The organism is Marinobacterium arenosum, assembly GCF_019795155.1.
In the GTDB taxonomy this organism is placed as follows: Bacteria; Pseudomonadota; Gammaproteobacteria; order Pseudomonadales; family Balneatricaceae; genus Marinobacterium_C; species Marinobacterium_C arenosum.
The window spans coordinates 1-15,920 of sequence record NZ_JAILYN010000073.1; the positions used below are offsets into that span (position 1 = coordinate 1).

Annotated in this window: 13 protein-coding genes; 9 read left to right on the forward strand and 4 right to left on the reverse strand. The window is 60.5% G+C overall.

All coding sequences use genetic code 11. From position 1 onward, the window contains the following. Positions 1 to 291: 291 nt before the first annotated feature. A complete protein-coding gene (locus K6T12_RS20055) occupies positions 292 to 894 on the forward strand; it encodes a nitroreductase family protein (protein ID WP_222224748.1) in 603 nt (200 codons plus the stop codon). Positions 895 to 1,841: 947 nt separating this feature from the next. Beyond that, positions 1,842 to 3,440 (forward strand): isocitrate lyase, encoded by a 1,599-nt coding sequence (locus K6T12_RS20060; RefSeq protein WP_222224749.1) that lies wholly within the window; start codon positions 1,842 to 1,844, stop codon positions 3,438 to 3,440. Positions 3,441 to 3,583: 143 nt separating this feature from the next. Here K6T12_RS20060 and K6T12_RS20065 read toward each other — a convergent pair whose 3' ends face one another. Continuing rightward, positions 3,584 to 4,045: a MarR family winged helix-turn-helix transcriptional regulator gene (locus tag K6T12_RS20065; RefSeq protein ID WP_222224750.1), complete on the reverse strand. Its 462-nt coding sequence runs from the start codon at positions 4,043 to 4,045 to the stop codon at positions 3,584 to 3,586. A gap of 196 nt (positions 4,046 to 4,241) precedes the next feature. Between K6T12_RS20065 and K6T12_RS20070 the strand changes: the two genes are divergently transcribed. Together K6T12_RS20070 and K6T12_RS20075 are read left to right on the forward strand one after the other, a co-directional pair. Further along, positions 4,242 to 4,784: a VOC family protein gene (locus tag K6T12_RS20070; RefSeq protein WP_222224751.1), complete on the forward strand. Its 543-nt coding sequence runs from the start codon at positions 4,242 to 4,244 to the stop codon at positions 4,782 to 4,784. 275 nt (positions 4,785 to 5,059) lie between these two features. Next, complete coding sequence (locus K6T12_RS20075) at positions 5,060 to 5,899, forward strand: enoyl-CoA hydratase-related protein (RefSeq protein WP_222224752.1); 840 nt, start codon at positions 5,060 to 5,062, stop codon at positions 5,897 to 5,899. A gap of 155 nt (positions 5,900 to 6,054) precedes the next feature. On the opposite strand, the gene K6T12_RS20080 is transcribed toward K6T12_RS20075, so the two are convergent. Then, positions 6,055 to 7,614, reverse strand: coding sequence for a methyl-accepting chemotaxis protein (locus K6T12_RS20080; protein WP_222224753.1), 1,560 nt, complete (start codon positions 7,612 to 7,614; stop codon positions 6,055 to 6,057). Between the two features lie 631 nt (positions 7,615 to 8,245). Here K6T12_RS20080 and K6T12_RS20085 point away from each other — a divergent pair. After that, positions 8,246 to 8,998: a TSUP family transporter gene (locus K6T12_RS20085; RefSeq protein ID WP_222224754.1), complete on the forward strand. Its 753-nt coding sequence runs from the start codon at positions 8,246 to 8,248 to the stop codon at positions 8,996 to 8,998. Between the two features lie 95 nt (positions 8,999 to 9,093). Next, on the forward strand, positions 9,094 to 9,651 hold the full coding sequence (locus K6T12_RS20090; protein WP_222224755.1) for a hypothetical protein: 558 nt from the start codon (positions 9,094 to 9,096) through the stop codon (positions 9,649 to 9,651). Here the strand turns inward: K6T12_RS20090 and K6T12_RS20095 are convergent. Both K6T12_RS20095 and K6T12_RS20100 read right to left on the reverse strand, forming a co-directional pair. Then, positions 9,648 to 10,499, reverse strand: coding sequence for a LysR family transcriptional regulator (locus K6T12_RS20095; RefSeq protein WP_222224756.1), 852 nt, complete (start codon positions 10,497 to 10,499; stop codon positions 9,648 to 9,650). The two genes, K6T12_RS20090 and K6T12_RS20095, sit on opposite strands and share 4 nt — an antisense overlap. A 19-nt stretch (positions 10,500 to 10,518) precedes the next feature. Then, complete coding sequence (locus K6T12_RS20100) at positions 10,519 to 10,914, reverse strand: hypothetical protein (RefSeq protein WP_222224757.1); 396 nt, start codon at positions 10,912 to 10,914, stop codon at positions 10,519 to 10,521. 192 nt (positions 10,915 to 11,106) lie between these two features. Between K6T12_RS20100 and K6T12_RS20105 the strand changes: the two genes are divergently transcribed. The 3 genes from K6T12_RS20105 to K6T12_RS20115 all read left to right on the forward strand — a co-directional run bounded on the left by K6T12_RS20105 (position 11,107) and on the right by K6T12_RS20115 (position 15,774). Next, positions 11,107 to 12,282 carry an acyl-CoA dehydrogenase gene (locus tag K6T12_RS20105; protein WP_222224758.1) on the forward strand — a complete coding sequence of 392 codons (1,176 nt, stop codon included), beginning with the start codon at positions 11,107 to 11,109 and terminating at the stop codon, positions 12,280 to 12,282. Positions 12,283 to 12,331: 49 nt separating this feature from the next. Next, on the forward strand, positions 12,332 to 14,572 hold the full coding sequence (locus K6T12_RS20110) for a thiamine pyrophosphate-dependent enzyme (RefSeq protein ID WP_222224759.1): 2,241 nt from the start codon (positions 12,332 to 12,334) through the stop codon (positions 14,570 to 14,572). A gap of 167 nt (positions 14,573 to 14,739) precedes the next feature. Further along, positions 14,740 to 15,774: an ACP S-malonyltransferase gene (locus K6T12_RS20115; RefSeq protein WP_222224760.1), complete on the forward strand. Its 1,035-nt coding sequence runs from the start codon at positions 14,740 to 14,742 to the stop codon at positions 15,772 to 15,774. Positions 15,775 to 15,920 lie beyond the last annotated feature (146 nt).

Consider the following 15,920-nt stretch of genomic DNA (forward strand, 5'->3'; position numbering starts at 1 on the left):
GCGAGAGATGGCATCCACTGCCTGACTGAAATGCATAAAAAAATCCGGAACCCTTAACATGGATTCCGGATTTTCTCTTGCCTGATCAGCAAGTTAAAGAGCTTAACTGATCGGCATTACGCCACGGCGCCCTTTTCGTTTTCCCGGTTGACCGCCACAGGGGTGGCAAGACGATCAGCAATAAGCACACTTTTTACAACGGTCCATTTCGTATCCTGCCAATTATCATCATTTAAGCAACCTGATAATGTTTTTCCTACTTTTCTGGTCAACCATTATCGGAGCCCATAGATGGAACTGAATACCGCCATTGCAGAACGTCGCGCCGTTAAACATTTCGATGCCAGCCACAAGCTGAGCGATGCAGAGATCGCAACCCTCTATGAAAATGCCCTGCTGTCTCCCACCTCTTACAACATCCAGCACTGGCGTTTTCTACGCATTACCGATCTGGAACTGCGCAAGGCAATTCGCGCTGCGGCTTGGGATCAGGCGCAGGTGAGCGATGCATCGGAGCTGGTGCTGATCTGTGCCGACGTTAAGGCTTGGCAAAAATCTCCGGAACGCTACTGGCGAAACGCGCCCAAGGAAACGCAGGATATGCTGCTGTCGATGCTGCAAGGCTTCTACGAGGGACGGGAGTGGATCCAGCGTGACGAAGCGATCCGTTCCGGCGCCATGGCGGCACAGACGCTGATGCTGACTGCGAAAGCACTGGGCTACGACTCCTGCCCGATGATCGGATTCGATCAGGACAAGGTTGCTGAACTGGTCAACCTACCTGACGACCACCTGCTGGTGATGATGCTGGCCATCGGCAAAGCGGTAAAGCCTGCCAACGAGCGCGGCGGCCAGTTGCCGTTGAACGAAGTGGTACTGAGCAATACTTTCTGATTCACACCAGCTAAACCGCTATCTAGTTTCCGCTGATAGCCTGGTAAACCGGCTTGCTGCCGAGCAGGTCGTGAATCACGGGTAGCCGGCGCACGAGCTGCGCGCTGGCCGACCCGGCGTATAGGAACTCGATCTGTGCAAGGCCTGCTCGCCGATCTAAATATTGAGGTGGTCTGACCACTCGCCCGGATCGGCGGCAGCTCCTTTTCCAGCCTGCCGGCCACTGTATTGGCCGGCATCGGCCAGGTGCCCAGCACCAAGAAAACCACTGCCGCGGGCGCCCTGACTGCCCAGGGTCAGCGCCACATCGGTGCCGAAAATGAGGCCGGCCGGCTGAGCAGATCCACGTACTTGAAGATCCCCATCGGCCCGCCTCAGGGGCAAATGGCCCGCCAGCCTTTTCAGCCGTGCCACCCAATTTTGCGAGGGTGGCCAATGGACACGGCTAAGGTCGAATTCAATTCTGAAAAAATTTCGCTAACCGATTGAAATGGAGACTTTTTCAGGATTTTGTAGTGAAAATTAAATAGAATTTATTGGAATATAAAATCTTGTTTTTTATTCCTTTTTATTTGTGTAAATAACTGATTTCCGATATGCGACCAAAGTCCTTACGACTTAAGAACCAGTCCCTGCAGCGCCCGTTGTTACTGATGATCTGCCCGATCCAGCTTAATCCCCTTTTGTAGTTAATTTACAGCCCCCGCTGAGTACCCCATGTAGTCTGACTACATCTATGCTGCTGCGCACAAAACGGCTTTTGACACCGGCCCGAACCGCCCCGCATTATGCGTCCACAGAACGGCAGGGAATAACGCCAGCCCTCTTGCTCGCAGGAGGAAACGGCACAATTCCGAATACCGAGCCAAGGGATCCGGTCGGGGTTCAGCCCCCGCCCCAATAACTATAAGTCATCACTTAACAGGTCACTCTGTAGAGGATTAGCCATGTCAACTTATCAGAAAGATATCGACGCCATCGCCACGCTGCGCGAAGTCAACGGCACTGCCTGGGAAGCTATCAACCCGGAATACGCCGCCCGCATGCGCGCCCAGAACCAGTTCAAGACCGGCCTGGATATCGCCCGCTACACCGCCAAGATCATGCGCGAAGACATGGCCCGCTACGACGCCGACAGCAGCCAGTACACCCAGTCGCTGGGCTGCTGGCACGGTTTCATCGGCCAGCAGAAGCTGATCTCCATCAAGAAGCACTTCGGCACCACCGACCGTCGCTACCTGTACCTGTCCGGCTGGATGATCGCCGCGCTGCGCTCCGAGTTCGGCCCGCTGCCGGACCAGTCGATGCACGAGAAGACCTCGGTACCGGCGCTGATCGAAGAGCTGTACACCTTCCTGCGCCAGGCCGACGCCCGTGAGCTTGGCGGCCTGTTCCGCGAGCTGGATGCCGCCCGCGACGCCGGCGACGCCGCCAAGGAAGCCGACGTTCAGGCCAAGATCGACAACTTCCAGACCCACGTGGTGCCGATCATCGCCGACATCGATGCCGGTTTCGGCAACGAGGAAGCCACCTACCTGCTGGCCAAGAAGATGATCGAAGCCGGTGCCTGTGCGATCCAGATCGAGAACCAGGTCTCCGACGAGAAGCAGTGCGGTCACCAGGACGGCAAGGTCACCGTGCCGCACGCCGACTTCCTGGCCAAGATCCGCGCCGTTCGCTACGCGTTCCTGGAGCTGGGTGTCGAGGATGGCGTGATCGTCGCCCGTACCGACTCCCTGGGTGCCGGCCTGACCAAGCAGATCGCGGTGACCAACGAACCGGGCGACCTGGGTGACCTGTACAACAGCTTCCTGGATGGCGACTACGTTACCAGCGCCGACGACATCGCCAACGGCGACGTGGTGGTCAAGGCCAACGGCAAGCTGCTGAAGCCGAAGCGTCTGGCCTCCGGTCTGTTCCAGTTCAAGAAAGGCTCCGGCGAAGACCGCGTGGTACTGGACTGCATCACCTCGCTGCAGAACGGTGCCGACCTGCTGTGGATCGAAACCGAGAAGCCGCACGTCGGCCAGATCGCCGGCATGGTCAACCGTATCCGCGAAGCGGTGCCGAACGCCAAGCTGGTGTACAACAACAGCCCGTCGTTCAACTGGACGCTGAACTTCCGTCAGCAGGTGTTCGATACCTGGACTGAAGAAGGTAAGGACCTGTCCGCCTACGACCGCGCCAACCTGATGAGCGCCGAGTACGACGACAGCGAACTGGCGATGGAAGCGGACAACCGCATCCGCACCTTCCAGGCCGACGCCGCCCGTGAAGCCGGTATCTTCCACCACCTGATCACGCTGCCGACCTACCACACCGCCGCGCTGTCCACCGACAACCTGGCCAAGGAGTACTTCGGCGAGCAGGGCATGCTGGGCTACGTGGCCGGCGTGCAGCGCAAGGAGATCCGTCAGCAGATCGCCTGCGTCAAGCACCAGAACATGGCCGGCTCCGACATGGGCGACGACCACAAGGAATACTTCTCCGGCGACGCCGCGCTGAAGGCTTCCGGCAAGGACAACACCATGAACCAGTTCGGCTGATTCCCCTTAGTCGAGACAAACAGGGCGCCCTGATCGGCGCCCTTTTTTGTTGCATTCACTGCCAGCAGTTTCCGCGCACTATTTGAGAGAGCTCCTCGAACCTCGCTAACCAACCAAGAAAGCAGCCAGAACGATCAACAAACTTAGCTGCTTGGTAGTTGTTCGATATGCTGCTCCAGCTTTTCCAGCAAACCGAACAGCTGTTCCCGCTCATCCGACGATAACCCCTGCAAAATCGCCTGCTCCCGGGCCAGTACATCGGGGGTGATGCTGCGATAGAGCGCCTTGCCCTGCTCGGTCAGTTGGACACGGGAGAAGCGCCGATCACGTTGATCGCTGCCCTGCTCCAATAAGTCCCGCTCCTTCAGCCGGGTGATCGCCCTACTGACCTGCATCTTCTCCATTCGTGTATAGGCAGCAATCTGCTTGGCGCTGAGTACGTCGTAATTCTGCCCCAGCGCCGCCAGCACCCGCCATTCGTAGCGCGTCAGTGCGTGCTGTTCTTGATAAACCGCCGCCACCGCCTCGCTGACCTGTTTCTCCAACACCGACAGTCGGTATGGGAAAAAGCCTTTCAGTTTCAGTTCGTTATTGCCATCAGACATGGGAGTTCCTGTCGCCTATGGGTTGGGAAAGCGGTTTCCCGTCGCTGGAAAAAGTTTGTTTCCGATTCTTAACTAACGGCATTTACAAAGCAAATTCAGTGACTTAGCAAAACAATCAACACTTTGACATTAGTAACAACTGTTACTATTATGCATTCCCAACAGAACCACACAACCATAAAAACAGGGTAGCTACATGATCAAGCTGGAGCAGATTCACCACGTTGCTTATCGTTGCAACGACGCAAAAGAGACCGTCGAGTTTTATCAGGACGTTCTGAACATGGATTTCCTGGTGGCGATCGCCGAAGACCGGGTACCGTCTACCAAGGAACCGGACCCGTACATGCACCTGTTCCTGGACGCCGGCAACGGAAACATCCTGGCGTTCTTCGAGCTGCCGACCAAGCCGAAGATGGACCGCGACCACAATACCCCGGAATGGGTCCAGCACATCGCCTTCCGCGTGGCCGACGAGGAAGCACTGATGAGTGCCAAGGCTGAGATCGAAGCCAAGGGCATCGACGTGGTCGGTCCGACCGAGCACGGCATCATCCGCTCCATCTACTTCTTTGACCCGAACGGTCACCGTCTGGAGCTGACCTACGTGAAAGGCACCGACGAGCAGATGAAGCAGCTCAAGGAAGTCGCACCGGCGATGCTGGAAGAGTGGTCCAAGACCAAGAAAGCGCCGAAGCACGCCGCCTGGTTGCATGAGGAAGAGTTCAAGGATCTCTGATCTCCCCCCACCCGGATGGCAAGCGCCATCCGGGTTGCCTTCCCCTCCATCGATTACAATGGTCCTGCCGATCCGTGCAGCGACGATATCTCTCGCCCGATACGGCCTTCACTCCATTCGCTGCAGCGCACAATACACCACCAAAGAATAGTCCCGCGTCCTTAGACCTGTCTGCGCAGATCGCTTATGCTGACTGACCATACCGCCCACGCATGGACCAACGGTGGCGGTGATGAGAACAATTAAGAATTATCAAATTGCACGATGGAGCGACGATGAATATCCCCCTGCCTCTTCCCTCGCTACGTGATGCCTCCGTGACACTGGAAAACCGGGTCGCGGTACTGACCTTCCAACGCCACGATGTTCGCAACGCCCTGACCGGCACCCAACTGGTCGACGATATCGTCGACACCGTCGACTGGTGCAACCGCAACGACCAGGTATCGGTACTGGTGATCACCGGCGATGGTTCGGCCTTCTCGGCCGGCGGCAATATCAAGGAGATGCAGGAGCGCGACGGCACCCACCGGGACGGGCCGTTCGGCGGCAACGTCTACCAGGTGCAGAAAAAATACCGTGAAGGGATTCAGCGAATGCCGCTGGCGGTCTACAACGCGGAGTTGCCGGTCATTGCCGCAATCAATGGCCCGGCCATCGGCGCCGGTTTCGACCTCACCTGCATGTGCGATATCCGCATCGGCTCCAGCAACGCCTTGCTGGGCGAAACCTTCGTCAACCTGGGTATCATCCCCGGCGATGGTGGCGCCTGGTTCCTGCAGCGGCTGATCGGCTATCAGCGCGCCGCCGAACTGACCCTGACCGGCCGCACCATCAACGCCGTCGAAGCCCAGGAGTTGGGAATCCTGCTGGAGGTCACCGAACCGGAACAGCTGCTGCCGCGCACCCTGGAGATCGCCCACCGGATGGCCGCCAAGCCGCCGCAGGCATTACGAATGACCAAACGGCTGCTGAAGGCCGCGCAGCGTCAGAAACTGCCCGACTTCCTCGACACCTGTGCACTGGTACAGGGTATCTGCCACAACACCGAGGACCACGCCGAAGCGATCAACGCCTTTGTCGAGAAGCGCGACGGTAGCTATCAAGGCCGTTGAGCCTTTCATCCGTATTGCGTTCGTGGAGGCCACTGCCACACTCAATCGACAGCGAAACGCCCTCACCCGGCAAATGCAGGCACGTTAGTTTTCAGGCGAGGACGGCAAGGAAGGTACCAGCGCCGGCAGCCCGGCGCTGGTTATTGAGACGGTAATCAGCGGTCGAACGCGGTGACCATTGAATCGAGCTGGGCGATGGTCTCGCGCAGCTGCTGGGTTGCCTGAGCGGCATGCTCGGACGCTTGCTGGTTTTTGTGTGCCAGCTCGCGGATCGACACCACGTTCTGCTGGATCTCACCCACCACGTCGTTCTGCTGTCCGGCGGCGCTGGCCACCTGCACGCACCGGTCGGCGATACTGTGCATCTCCTGCTGCACCGCTTCGAAGGTCTGGTCGGTATCACGCACCACCGACACGCTGTGCTCGGCTCGTTCCCGGCTACGGTCCATGATTTCGACGGTGCCGGCCACCGCCTGCTGGATCTGCTCTATCGCCTCGCGGATCTCCTGGGTGGAGTGTTGGGTACGGGTCGCCAGCGTGCGCACCTCGTCGGAAACCACCGCAAAGCCCCTGCCCTGCTCGCCGGCACGGGCCGCTTCGATGGCCGCGTTCAAGGCCAGCAGGTTGGTCTGGTCGGCGATCTCGCTGATCACCGTGACCACGCTGCCGATCTGCTCGGTATGCTGCTGCAGTGCCCGGGAGCTGTCGGAGGCGCGGATCACCTCGTTGGACAGTTCGGTGATCAGATTTACGGTTTCGCCCAGATTGTCCCGGCCGACGCCGGTCTGGCTGTGCAGCCCCTGGCTTGACGCGGAGGTATCGGCGGTATGGCGGGCAATCTCGTCGGTGGCAGAGGCCATCTGGCTGATCGCCGCCGCCACCTTATCGGTCTCCTGCTCCTGCAGGGCGATACCGTCGTTGCTCTGACGGATGGTGTGATCGGTGGTGTTCACCACGTCGCCGATTACCCTGGCAATATCCTCCAGGCGACCGAGCACGGTACGATTGCGCGCTTCATCCATTTCCAGCGCCAGTTCGATCTCGCCCAGCTCATCCATCCGGTTGCAGTACATCAGCTGGATCAACGGATTCGACGCTACCTGGCGGGCCTCGTCGGTCAGTTTCTGGATCGGCGCCAGCGTCCGCGCCAGCAGGCCAAGCAGACCCGCTTCGGCCAACAGGGCGATCGCCAATTGGCTCAGGCTGGCATCGGCCAGCCACAGGCCGAGCGCACTGGCGAGCATGATGCCGCCGCCCAACAGCCAGCTCTGGCTGGCCAGTGAACGCAGTTTAAGGTGACGGCCGGCCTTACCGGCATTGGCCAGATCGTAGATGGTCTGGGCTTTGTCGATCATCGCCCGGCTCGGCTTTACCCGCACCGACTGGTAGCCGACCTTCTGACCGTTTTCGAACAGCGGCGTCACGTAGGCGTCCACCCAGTAGTGGTCGCCATTCTTGCAACGGTTCTTGACCAGACCGCGCCAGGGTTTGTCCTGTTTCAGGTTTTCCCATAGGTTGGCAAAGGCCGCCGGCGGTACATCGGGGTGGCGGACCACGTTATGTGCCTTACCGAGAAGTTCATCTTCGGTGAAACCGGATACGTCACAGAAAACCTGGTTAACGTAGGTGATGCGCCCTTTGAGGTCGGTGGTGGAGATGATCTGCTCACCATCCGGCATCTGCTGTTCACGGTTGGTTACCGGCATCTTTTTCATCGCAGCACCTCCCGGTAAACGCTGCAGAGGTACAGGGATACCGACGCGGACAACGATAGATTCGACGTCCGGCTGGAACTCGTAGAATCGTACATGGCTACTTCCACTATCTTTATTTGACGGCGTCCGTCGATACGGGATGGCGCCGTTCTCTTTATGCGTCCGTTGCCCGATTGTGCTCCTGCATGGCGCATAGTGCGCCAGCCTCAAAAGGCATGGACTTTCAGTGACCTAGGCAAAACTATTACCGACCTGACGGTCGGCTGCAAGGCACCGCTAGGTAATTTTCTATAAAGCGCGTGAATTATTTGGCTTATAGTCATTAGGGTCAATAAAAATGGGGAAAAACTGCATTTACTTGCCATCAAATTGTCATCTGCGACTGTTAAATGCCGATAATCGACATCCGTCCCACCACCGCTAACCGACGCCGAGCTTCACCACACCGGCGCCCCTCCAAATGCTTTGCTTTACGCGGCCAGATACCTGAACCCGATGGAGCCAATATCAACCAATCGATGGCGCCAGCGCTGCTTTCCTCTTTCTCGCTTAACCCGGCGCCACTATGATGCGCCGCAACAAACCTCTGACCTGATTTATCCGTATATCTATTAGCCAGGACCCGACGTTGTTGCTAGATCCAACCCTGATCGGCTTTACCGCCATCATCGCCTTCGCCACCTATGTACAGACGGTCACCGGCTTCGCGCTGGGGATGATCGTAATGGGGGCGGTTACCACCTTCGAGCTGGTACCTATCGCCTTCACCTCGGTGGTAATCAGCCTGGTCACCATTGCCAACGGTTGTTTTGCGATCAAAGGCAATATGAAGGCACTGAACCTGAATACCATCTTGATCACCTGTGCCGGCATCTTTCCGGCATTGGCACTGGGCCTCGCGCTGCTCGATTACCTGAGCAGCGAGTTCAGCAGCCTGCTGCAAACCCTGCTGGGGACCACCATTATCTGTGGCGGCCTGATGATCATGCTGAAGCCGGAGCCGATCGCCCGCCCCTCCGGCAAGCCCCTGTTTGCCGCCTCGGGTGCCGCCGCCGGCTTATTGGCCGGAATGTTCAGCATGGCCGGGCCGCCGCTGGTCTACCAGTTCTACCGTCAGCCATTCGAAATGCAGACCATCCGCCTGTCACTGCTGGCGATATTCCTGATCTGTTCGGTGCTGCGTACCGGCATGGTCGGCGTGCAGGGAGGCCTGACGCTGGACATGTTCACCTTCACCGCGCTGGCACTGCCGGTGGTGGCGTTGTTCACCTGGCTGGGCCGAAATTATCCGCCACCGTTAAGCCCCGCCAACCTGCGCCGTCTGGCCTTCGGCCTGTTGATCACCATCGGGATCTCACTGCTGGTTGGCGCCTTGCGCAGTTAGTCTGCTGCCGGGGTACGGCTCCATACTGTGCGCCAACGCTGAATATCATGCTCAGGGCTGCTAAGCTGCGTATTCCATTCGCCGAGGAACAGCCCATGGAAGCGCCACGCCTGAAAGACGCTCTGGAACAGTACATCGATGGCAAAGACAACAACCGCCCACAGCGTTTGGAGCAGCTCTACACCCCGAATGCCCGGCTGAGCTTCCAGATGGATGCGGCGGACATGGCCTTTCCGCCGCAGGTCTCCGGTAACCGGGAGATCGCCCGAATACTGTCGGCCGACTTCAACCGGAAATACCGGCAGGTAAAAACTTATTACCTGAACCACGATAACCTTGTGCTGGATGGATACCGCATCGAAAAACAGCCTTGGTTGGTATTGATGCAGGAGATCGACACCGGCACGGTACGCGCCGGCTGCGGTTACTACAATTGGCAGTTCGTCGATGCGGCCGAAGGCAACTGGCAGATCGATCGACACCATATCAGCATCCACCAGATGCTGAGCCTGCCGGCGGAGCGGTTCAAGTGGCTGCAGACGCTACAGAATGACCTGCCCTATCCCTGGTTGGCGTTGGATCAGGCAATTGCGGTGCTTGAATCCGACAGTGCCGTTGCGCCGCTGGCCAACTACCTGAAGCAGTTTCGCTAAGCCGTCGGGTTCTGCCACTGCTCCCGGCAGAGCTGCAGCAGCACCGGCAGCACTGGCGAACCGGTCTGTTGGCCGGCATAGGCCAGGCCGACCTGCCGTTCGAGCTCGATATCGTCGAACGCACGCAATTGCAGATCATTGCGCGCCCGGGTGCTCTCCCAGTCCGGTACCAGCGCCGCGCCGACGCCGGCAGCGACCAACCCCAGCGCATACTCCAGGGTACGTATATTGGCACGCGGCAGAAAGCGTACGCCGCGTCTGTCCATCGCCTCCCGCAACCGGGCCAGCGCATGGCAGGGCTGGCGATTGATAAACGGCAGTTCGGCCAGATCGGTGATCGATACACCCTCGCGCAGGCTGAGCGGGTGCCCGACCGGCAGTGCCAACTGGTAACGATCCAGCCAGAGCGGCTGGAACAACTCACCGTCGGCCAGCTCGCCGGCATCGATTATGCGCGCATCACAGGGTTCCTCGGCATTCACCAGGGTCAGTTCCAGCTGCGGCTGGCGGGTGGTGAGTTCCTTTAGCCAGAGGCTCAGCCGCTCGACGCCGGGTGAGCGCATCAGGCCCAGCCGAAACGGCTCGGCGGTGGGCTTGTCGACGAACAGTGCGCGGATCGCCCGAGCCTCGCCGGTCAATTTCCTGGCCAGCGGATAGAGCCGCTCCCCCGCCTCGGTCGGCAATACCCCCTTGGCATGACGCACGAACAGCTGTGTCTCCAAAGTTGATTCCAACTGCTGGATCGCCGCACTGATCGACGGCTGGGCCACATAACAGGCCCGTGCCGCGGCACTGATACTGCGTTTTTCGTAAACCGCTTCAAAATAGCGCAAGGCGCGCAGATCCATCGATACTCCCCTTAGCCGGTTATTCGCTGCCCTTCTCGCAGACCAGATGGATAATCGAGGCCGGGTTCTCGATCCAGAAACCCCGCACCTGCTCGGGTAATGGCTCGATCTCATCGCGCCGAACCACGCCGCCGCACTCACAGCGGTTGACCGCCCGGGTCAGATCCCCGGTGGTCAGTTCAAGCCAGATCTCCGCCTGGCTGAGCGCGGCGACCCGATCGATCCAGAGCCGGTTGGCACCGAACTCGAAACAGACGCTGGTACCGTCGGCCGACTCGGGTTCAATCACTTTCAAGCCGACCAGATCACGGTAAAACTGAACCGTTTGCCGCCACTGGTGCGCTGGCACTTTCATCGCGATATTACGACCGCCGGCAAAGGCCGCGTCCTCACTGCTGTCAGGGTGGATGATCATGATGGTTTCCTCCAGGTTGTCCTCCTATGACTAATAGCAGCCTGGGCATCACCAGCCGGTTTAAACTTTACACCCACACATAGGCATTTCCTATTTCTGATACAGGAAATCAATATTATCCCTTTGGAATTAAAACAAGCTAGGCTTGCCTCATCCATACTCTAAAGACCCCGGACGATTACGGAGCCACCGATGAGCAAGCCTGCCTTTAACTGGAACGACCCCTTCGACCTGGATAGCCAGCTCAACGAAGAGGAGCGGATGGTACGCGACAGCGCCCGCGACTACTGCCAGGAACAGCTGATGCCGCGCATCCTGGAAGCCAACCGCCACGAACATTTCCACCGCGAGATCATGAACGAGCTGGGCCAGTTGGGGCTGCTCGGCGCCACCCTGCCAGAGGAATACGGCTGCGCCGGCGTCAACCATGTCTGTTACGGGCTGATCGCCCGCGAAGTGGAACGGGTCGACAGCGGCTACCGCTCGGCGATGAGCGTGCAGTCCTCATTGGTGATGCATCCTATCCACGCCTACGGTAGCGAGCAGCAACGCCGCAAGTACCTGCCGAAACTGGCCAGCGGTGAATGGGTCGGCTGTTTCGGCCTGACCGAGCCGGATGCCGGTTCCGACCCGGCCAGCATGCGCAGCCGGGCCGAAAAGATCAGCGATGGCTACCGGCTGACCGGCAACAAGATGTGGATCACCAACAGCCCGATCGCCGATCTGATGGTGGTCTGGGCCAAGCTGGACGGAGAGATCCGCGGCTTCATCCTGGAGCGCGGCATGGCCGGCCTGGAGACGCCGAAGATCGAGGGCAAATTCAGCCTGCGCGCGTCGATCACCGGCGAGATCGTGATGGACGGCGTGGTGGTGCCGGAGGAGAACCTGCTGCCCAACGCCAGTGGCCTGAAAGGCCCGTTCGGCTGCCTCAACAAGGCCCGTTTCGGTATCAGCTGGGGCGCGCTCGGCGCCGCCGAATTCTGCTGGCACGCCGCCCGCCAGTACTGCCTGGACCGCCAGCAGTTCGGCCGGCCGCTGGCCGCCAACCAGCTGATCCAGAAGAAGCTGGCCGATATGCAGACCGAGATCAGCCTCGGCCTGCAGGGCTGCCTGCAGGCCGGTCGATTGATGGATCAGGGCCGCTGCGCGCCGGAGCTGATCTCGCTGCTCAAGCGCAACTCCTGCGGTAAGGCGTTGGAGATCGCCCGGGTTGCCCGCGATATGCACGGCGGCAACGGCATCGCCGACGAGTTCCATGTGATCCGCCACCTGATGAACCTGGAGGCGGTCAACACCTACGAGGGCACCCACGATATCCACGCATTGATTCTCGGTCGCGCCCAGACCGGCATCCAGGCGTTTTTCTAACCATTTTTAACCAGTCAAATTATCCGGAGTCAGGCGGGAGGATGCCGGGATGCAGAATCGAGCCGAGATCGTCGACCAGAACTTCCATCAACGGGTCGCCAGCGGCGACCTGCCGGAGCCCGGCACCAGGCTCAGCCTGACCGACGCCGGGCTGAGCGCAGCCAAACTGGTGCAGCTGTTCGAGAGCCAGCTGCTGAGCCGCCACCTGGACCTCTGCTCGCGCAAGTTGCAGGCCCGCGGCGAATCGTTCTATACCATCGGCAGTGCCGGCCATGAGGGCAATGCGGCGATCGCCGCCGCCTTTCGCCACAACGATATCGCTTTCCTGCACTACCGCGACGCCGCCTTCCTGATCCAGCGGGCCCACCAGACGCCGGGCGAAACGCCTTTGTGGGATATGCTGCTGTCGTTCGCCGCCTCCAGCGAGGACCCGATCTCAGGCGGCCGCCACAAGGTGCTCGGCAGCCGCTCGCTGTGGGTACCGCCACAGACCAGCACCATCGCCTCCCACCTACCCAAAGCATTGGGCGCCGCCTACAGCATTCCGCTGGCCAAACGACTGCATCTGGACAGCCCGCTGCCGCACGACAGCCTGGTGCTCTGTTCATTCGGCGATGCCTCGGCCAACCACAGCACCGCCCAGGGCGCGATCAACAGCGCCTGCTGGACCGCCTACCAACGACTGCCGCTGCCGCTGGTATTCATCTGCGAAGACAACGGCATCGGCATCTCCACGCCGACGCCGACCGGCTGGATCCAGGCCGCTTTCAGCCAGCGACCGGGCCTGCACTATCTCTACTGTGACGGGCTCAATCTGCTCGATACCTACCGTACCGCCCGCCAAGCCGAGCACCTGGCACGCTGCAACAAGCAGCCGGTGTTCCTGCATATGGGCTGTGTACGGCTATTGGGCCATGCCGGCTCCGATGCCCAGACCGCCTACCTGAGCCGCCAGCAGATCGAAACCAGCGAAGCACAGGATCCGCTGCTGCACTCGGCACGGTTGCTGATCGAACAGGAAATACTGCGCCCCGACCAGGTGCTCGAGCTCTACGACCAGACCGCCGAACAGGTGGCGCGGGTTGCCGAGCTGGCGATCCAGCGGCCGAAACTCGGCCACGCCGGCGAGGTGATGGCCAGCCTGATCCCGCCCCGGCGCCAGCCGCCGGCGGGCCATTCGTTGAGTGAGTCGGAACGCGGCGCGCTGTTCGGCCGCGAACATGGCCAGATGCAGCAGCCGCAGCACCTGGCCCGGTTGTTGAACTGGACCTTGGCCGATCTGATGGCCGCCCACGACGAGGTCATCCTGATGGGTGAGGATATCGGCACCAAGGGGGGCGTCTACAACGTTACCGGCAAGCTCTGCGAGAAGTTCGGCCAGAACCGGGTAATCAACAGCCTGCTCGACGAGCAGAGTATCCTCGGCCTGGCGATCGGCGCTGCCCACAACGGTTTCCTGCCGATCCCGGAGATCCAGTTCCTGGCCTATGTGCACAATGCCGAAGACCAGATCCGCGGCGAAGCGGCCACGCTGAGCTTCTTCTCCAACGGCCAGTACAGCAACCCGATGGTGATCCGCATCGCCGGACTCGGCTACCAGAAGGGCTTCGGCGGCCACTTCCACAACGACAACAGCCTGAACCTGTTCCGCGATATCCCCGGCGTCGTGCTGGCCTGCCCGAGCAACGGCGCCGATGCGGTGGAGATGCTGCGCGAGTGCGTGCGGCTGGCCCGCGAGGAGCAGCGGGTGGTGGTGTTCATCGAACCGATCGCGCTCTATATGACCCGCGACCTGCACCAGCCGGACGACGGCCTCTGGACATCCCGCTACCGGCCACCGCAACAGGCCCGCCCGATTCCACTCGGCCAGCCCGGCCAGCATGGCGACGGCCGCCAGTTGGCGATCATCAGCTACGGCAACGGCTACTACCTGAGTCGACAGGCGGCAGAGGTTCTGCAACAGCAGCACGGTATCGAGCTGCGGGTGATCGACCTGCGCTGGCTGGCGCCGCTGAACGAACAGGCGATCCTGCAGGCCGCCGACCAGTGCGAGCGGCTGCTGATCGTCGACGAGTGCCGCCGCACCGGCTCCATTGGCGAAGGCCTGGTATCGCTGATCAGCGAGCACCGGGACAGCCCCCCGCCCCTCAAGCGGCTCAGCGCCGAAGACAGTTTCATCCCGCTCGGCCGGGCGGCCACCGCCACCCTGCCGTCGAAAGAGATGATTGTCGACGCGGCGCTGGAACTGCTCGGCAGCGACACCGCCAAGCTGCCACGCAAGCGCGCCTGATTTTTTAATCACACCAGGCGCAATTGCCGGAAACAGCATTCTCAGTGGGCATGTTGGTTGATGAGAAATTCAGTGACAGGCGCGCCCCGCGGCGATGACCGCCGACTTGTGACTGGCGTTAATGTTTTCTCTCCGGTCCACGCCGAACCCCGATAGAGGTATAAAAAATGGAAAAGACGCTGGTGATCTGCCCCGGCCGGGGCACCTATAACCAGACCGAGCTGGGCTATTTTCAGCGCTACCACAGTGACAAAGCCGAGTTACTGGCGCGGATCGACGCCTTCCGGGCCGAACGGCAACAACCGCTGATCAGCGCACTGGATGGCGCCGAGCGCTATAACCTGCGCGAACACAGTCGGGGAGACAACGCCTCGGCGCTGATCTGGGCCTGCGCCTACGCCGACTTCCTCAGCATCGACCGCGAACGGTTCGACATCTGTGCGCTGACCGGCAACTCGATGGGCTGGTACATCGCCCTGGGCTGCAGCGGCGCGCTGAACGAACAGGGCGCACTAGAAGTCATCAACGGTATGGGTACACTGATGCAGCAGTCGCTGTGTGGCGGCCAGCTGATCTACCCGCTGGTCGACGAACAGTGGCGACCGATCCCCGGTCGCAGCGAGCAGCTGGACGCCCTGACCGCCGAGATCAACGCCCTGCCCGGCTGCGAACTCTACCTGTCGATCCGCCTGGGCGGTTTGCGGCTGTTCGGCGGCAACGAGGCGGCACTGGAACAACTGCAGCAGCGGCTGGCGCCGGAGCAGGGTCGCTATCCGATGCGGTTGTTCAACCATGCCGCCTTCCACACCCCATTGCAGTGCGGCGTTGCCGAACAGGGCCGCCAGCAGCTCCCGGCAACGCTGTTCCGGCAACCTCAGCAGCCGCTGGTCGACGGACGCGGCTATATCTGGACGCCCCATGCCAGCGATAACGACCAGCTTTGGGATTACACCCTCGGCCATCAGGTGGTCGAGCCCTACGACTTCAGCCGCGCGGTACAGGTGGCGGTCAAGGAGTACGCGCCGGAACGGATCATTATCCTCGGCCCCGGCAGCACGCTCGGCGGCGCCGTGGCGCAGAGCCTGATCGAGATCGGTTGGCGCGGCTGGCGCTGCAAGGCGGACTTCCTGCAGGCGCAGCAGGACCGCCCCTATCTCCTGTCGATGGGGATCGAGCAGCAGCGCCAGTTGGTAACCGGCTGATCATTGACGTCCTGCAGGGGCCAGCCGTAGATACCATCTCTCGATTCCGGCCACAACGGCCTTTTACGGCAGTTGTGGTTGGAATTCTTGCTGGTTTTTCACCACACCGAAACAGATGTGTACCAGCTTGCGCATGGCGGCGCCCA

Bases quoted from the DNA above. Each gene is read 5' to 3' on its own strand.
- K6T12_RS20055 (WP_222224748.1), top strand. From the start codon at position 292: ATGGAACTGAATACCGCCATTGCAGAACGTCGCGCCGTTAAACATTTC.
- K6T12_RS20060 (WP_222224749.1), top strand. From the start codon at position 1,842: ATGTCAACTTATCAGAAAGATATCGACGCCATCGCCACGCTGCGCGAA.
- K6T12_RS20065 (WP_222224750.1), bottom strand. From the start codon at position 4,045: ATGTCTGATGGCAATAACGAACTGAAACTGAAAGGCTTTTTCCCATAC.
- K6T12_RS20070 (WP_222224751.1), top strand. From the start codon at position 4,242: ATGATCAAGCTGGAGCAGATTCACCACGTTGCTTATCGTTGCAACGAC.
- K6T12_RS20075 (WP_222224752.1), top strand. From the start codon at position 5,060: ATGAATATCCCCCTGCCTCTTCCCTCGCTACGTGATGCCTCCGTGACA.
- K6T12_RS20080 (WP_222224753.1), bottom strand. From the start codon at position 7,614: ATGAAAAAGATGCCGGTAACCAACCGTGAACAGCAGATGCCGGATGGT.
- K6T12_RS20090 (WP_222224755.1), top strand. From the start codon at position 9,094: ATGGAAGCGCCACGCCTGAAAGACGCTCTGGAACAGTACATCGATGGC.
- K6T12_RS20095 (WP_222224756.1), bottom strand. From the start codon at position 10,499: ATGGATCTGCGCGCCTTGCGCTATTTTGAAGCGGTTTACGAAAAACGC.
- K6T12_RS20100 (WP_222224757.1), bottom strand. From the start codon at position 10,914: ATGATCATCCACCCTGACAGCAGTGAGGACGCGGCCTTTGCCGGCGGT.
- K6T12_RS20105 (WP_222224758.1), top strand. From the start codon at position 11,107: ATGAGCAAGCCTGCCTTTAACTGGAACGACCCCTTCGACCTGGATAGC.
- K6T12_RS20110 (WP_222224759.1), top strand. From the start codon at position 12,332: ATGCAGAATCGAGCCGAGATCGTCGACCAGAACTTCCATCAACGGGTC.
- K6T12_RS20115 (WP_222224760.1), top strand. From the start codon at position 14,740: ATGGAAAAGACGCTGGTGATCTGCCCCGGCCGGGGCACCTATAACCAG.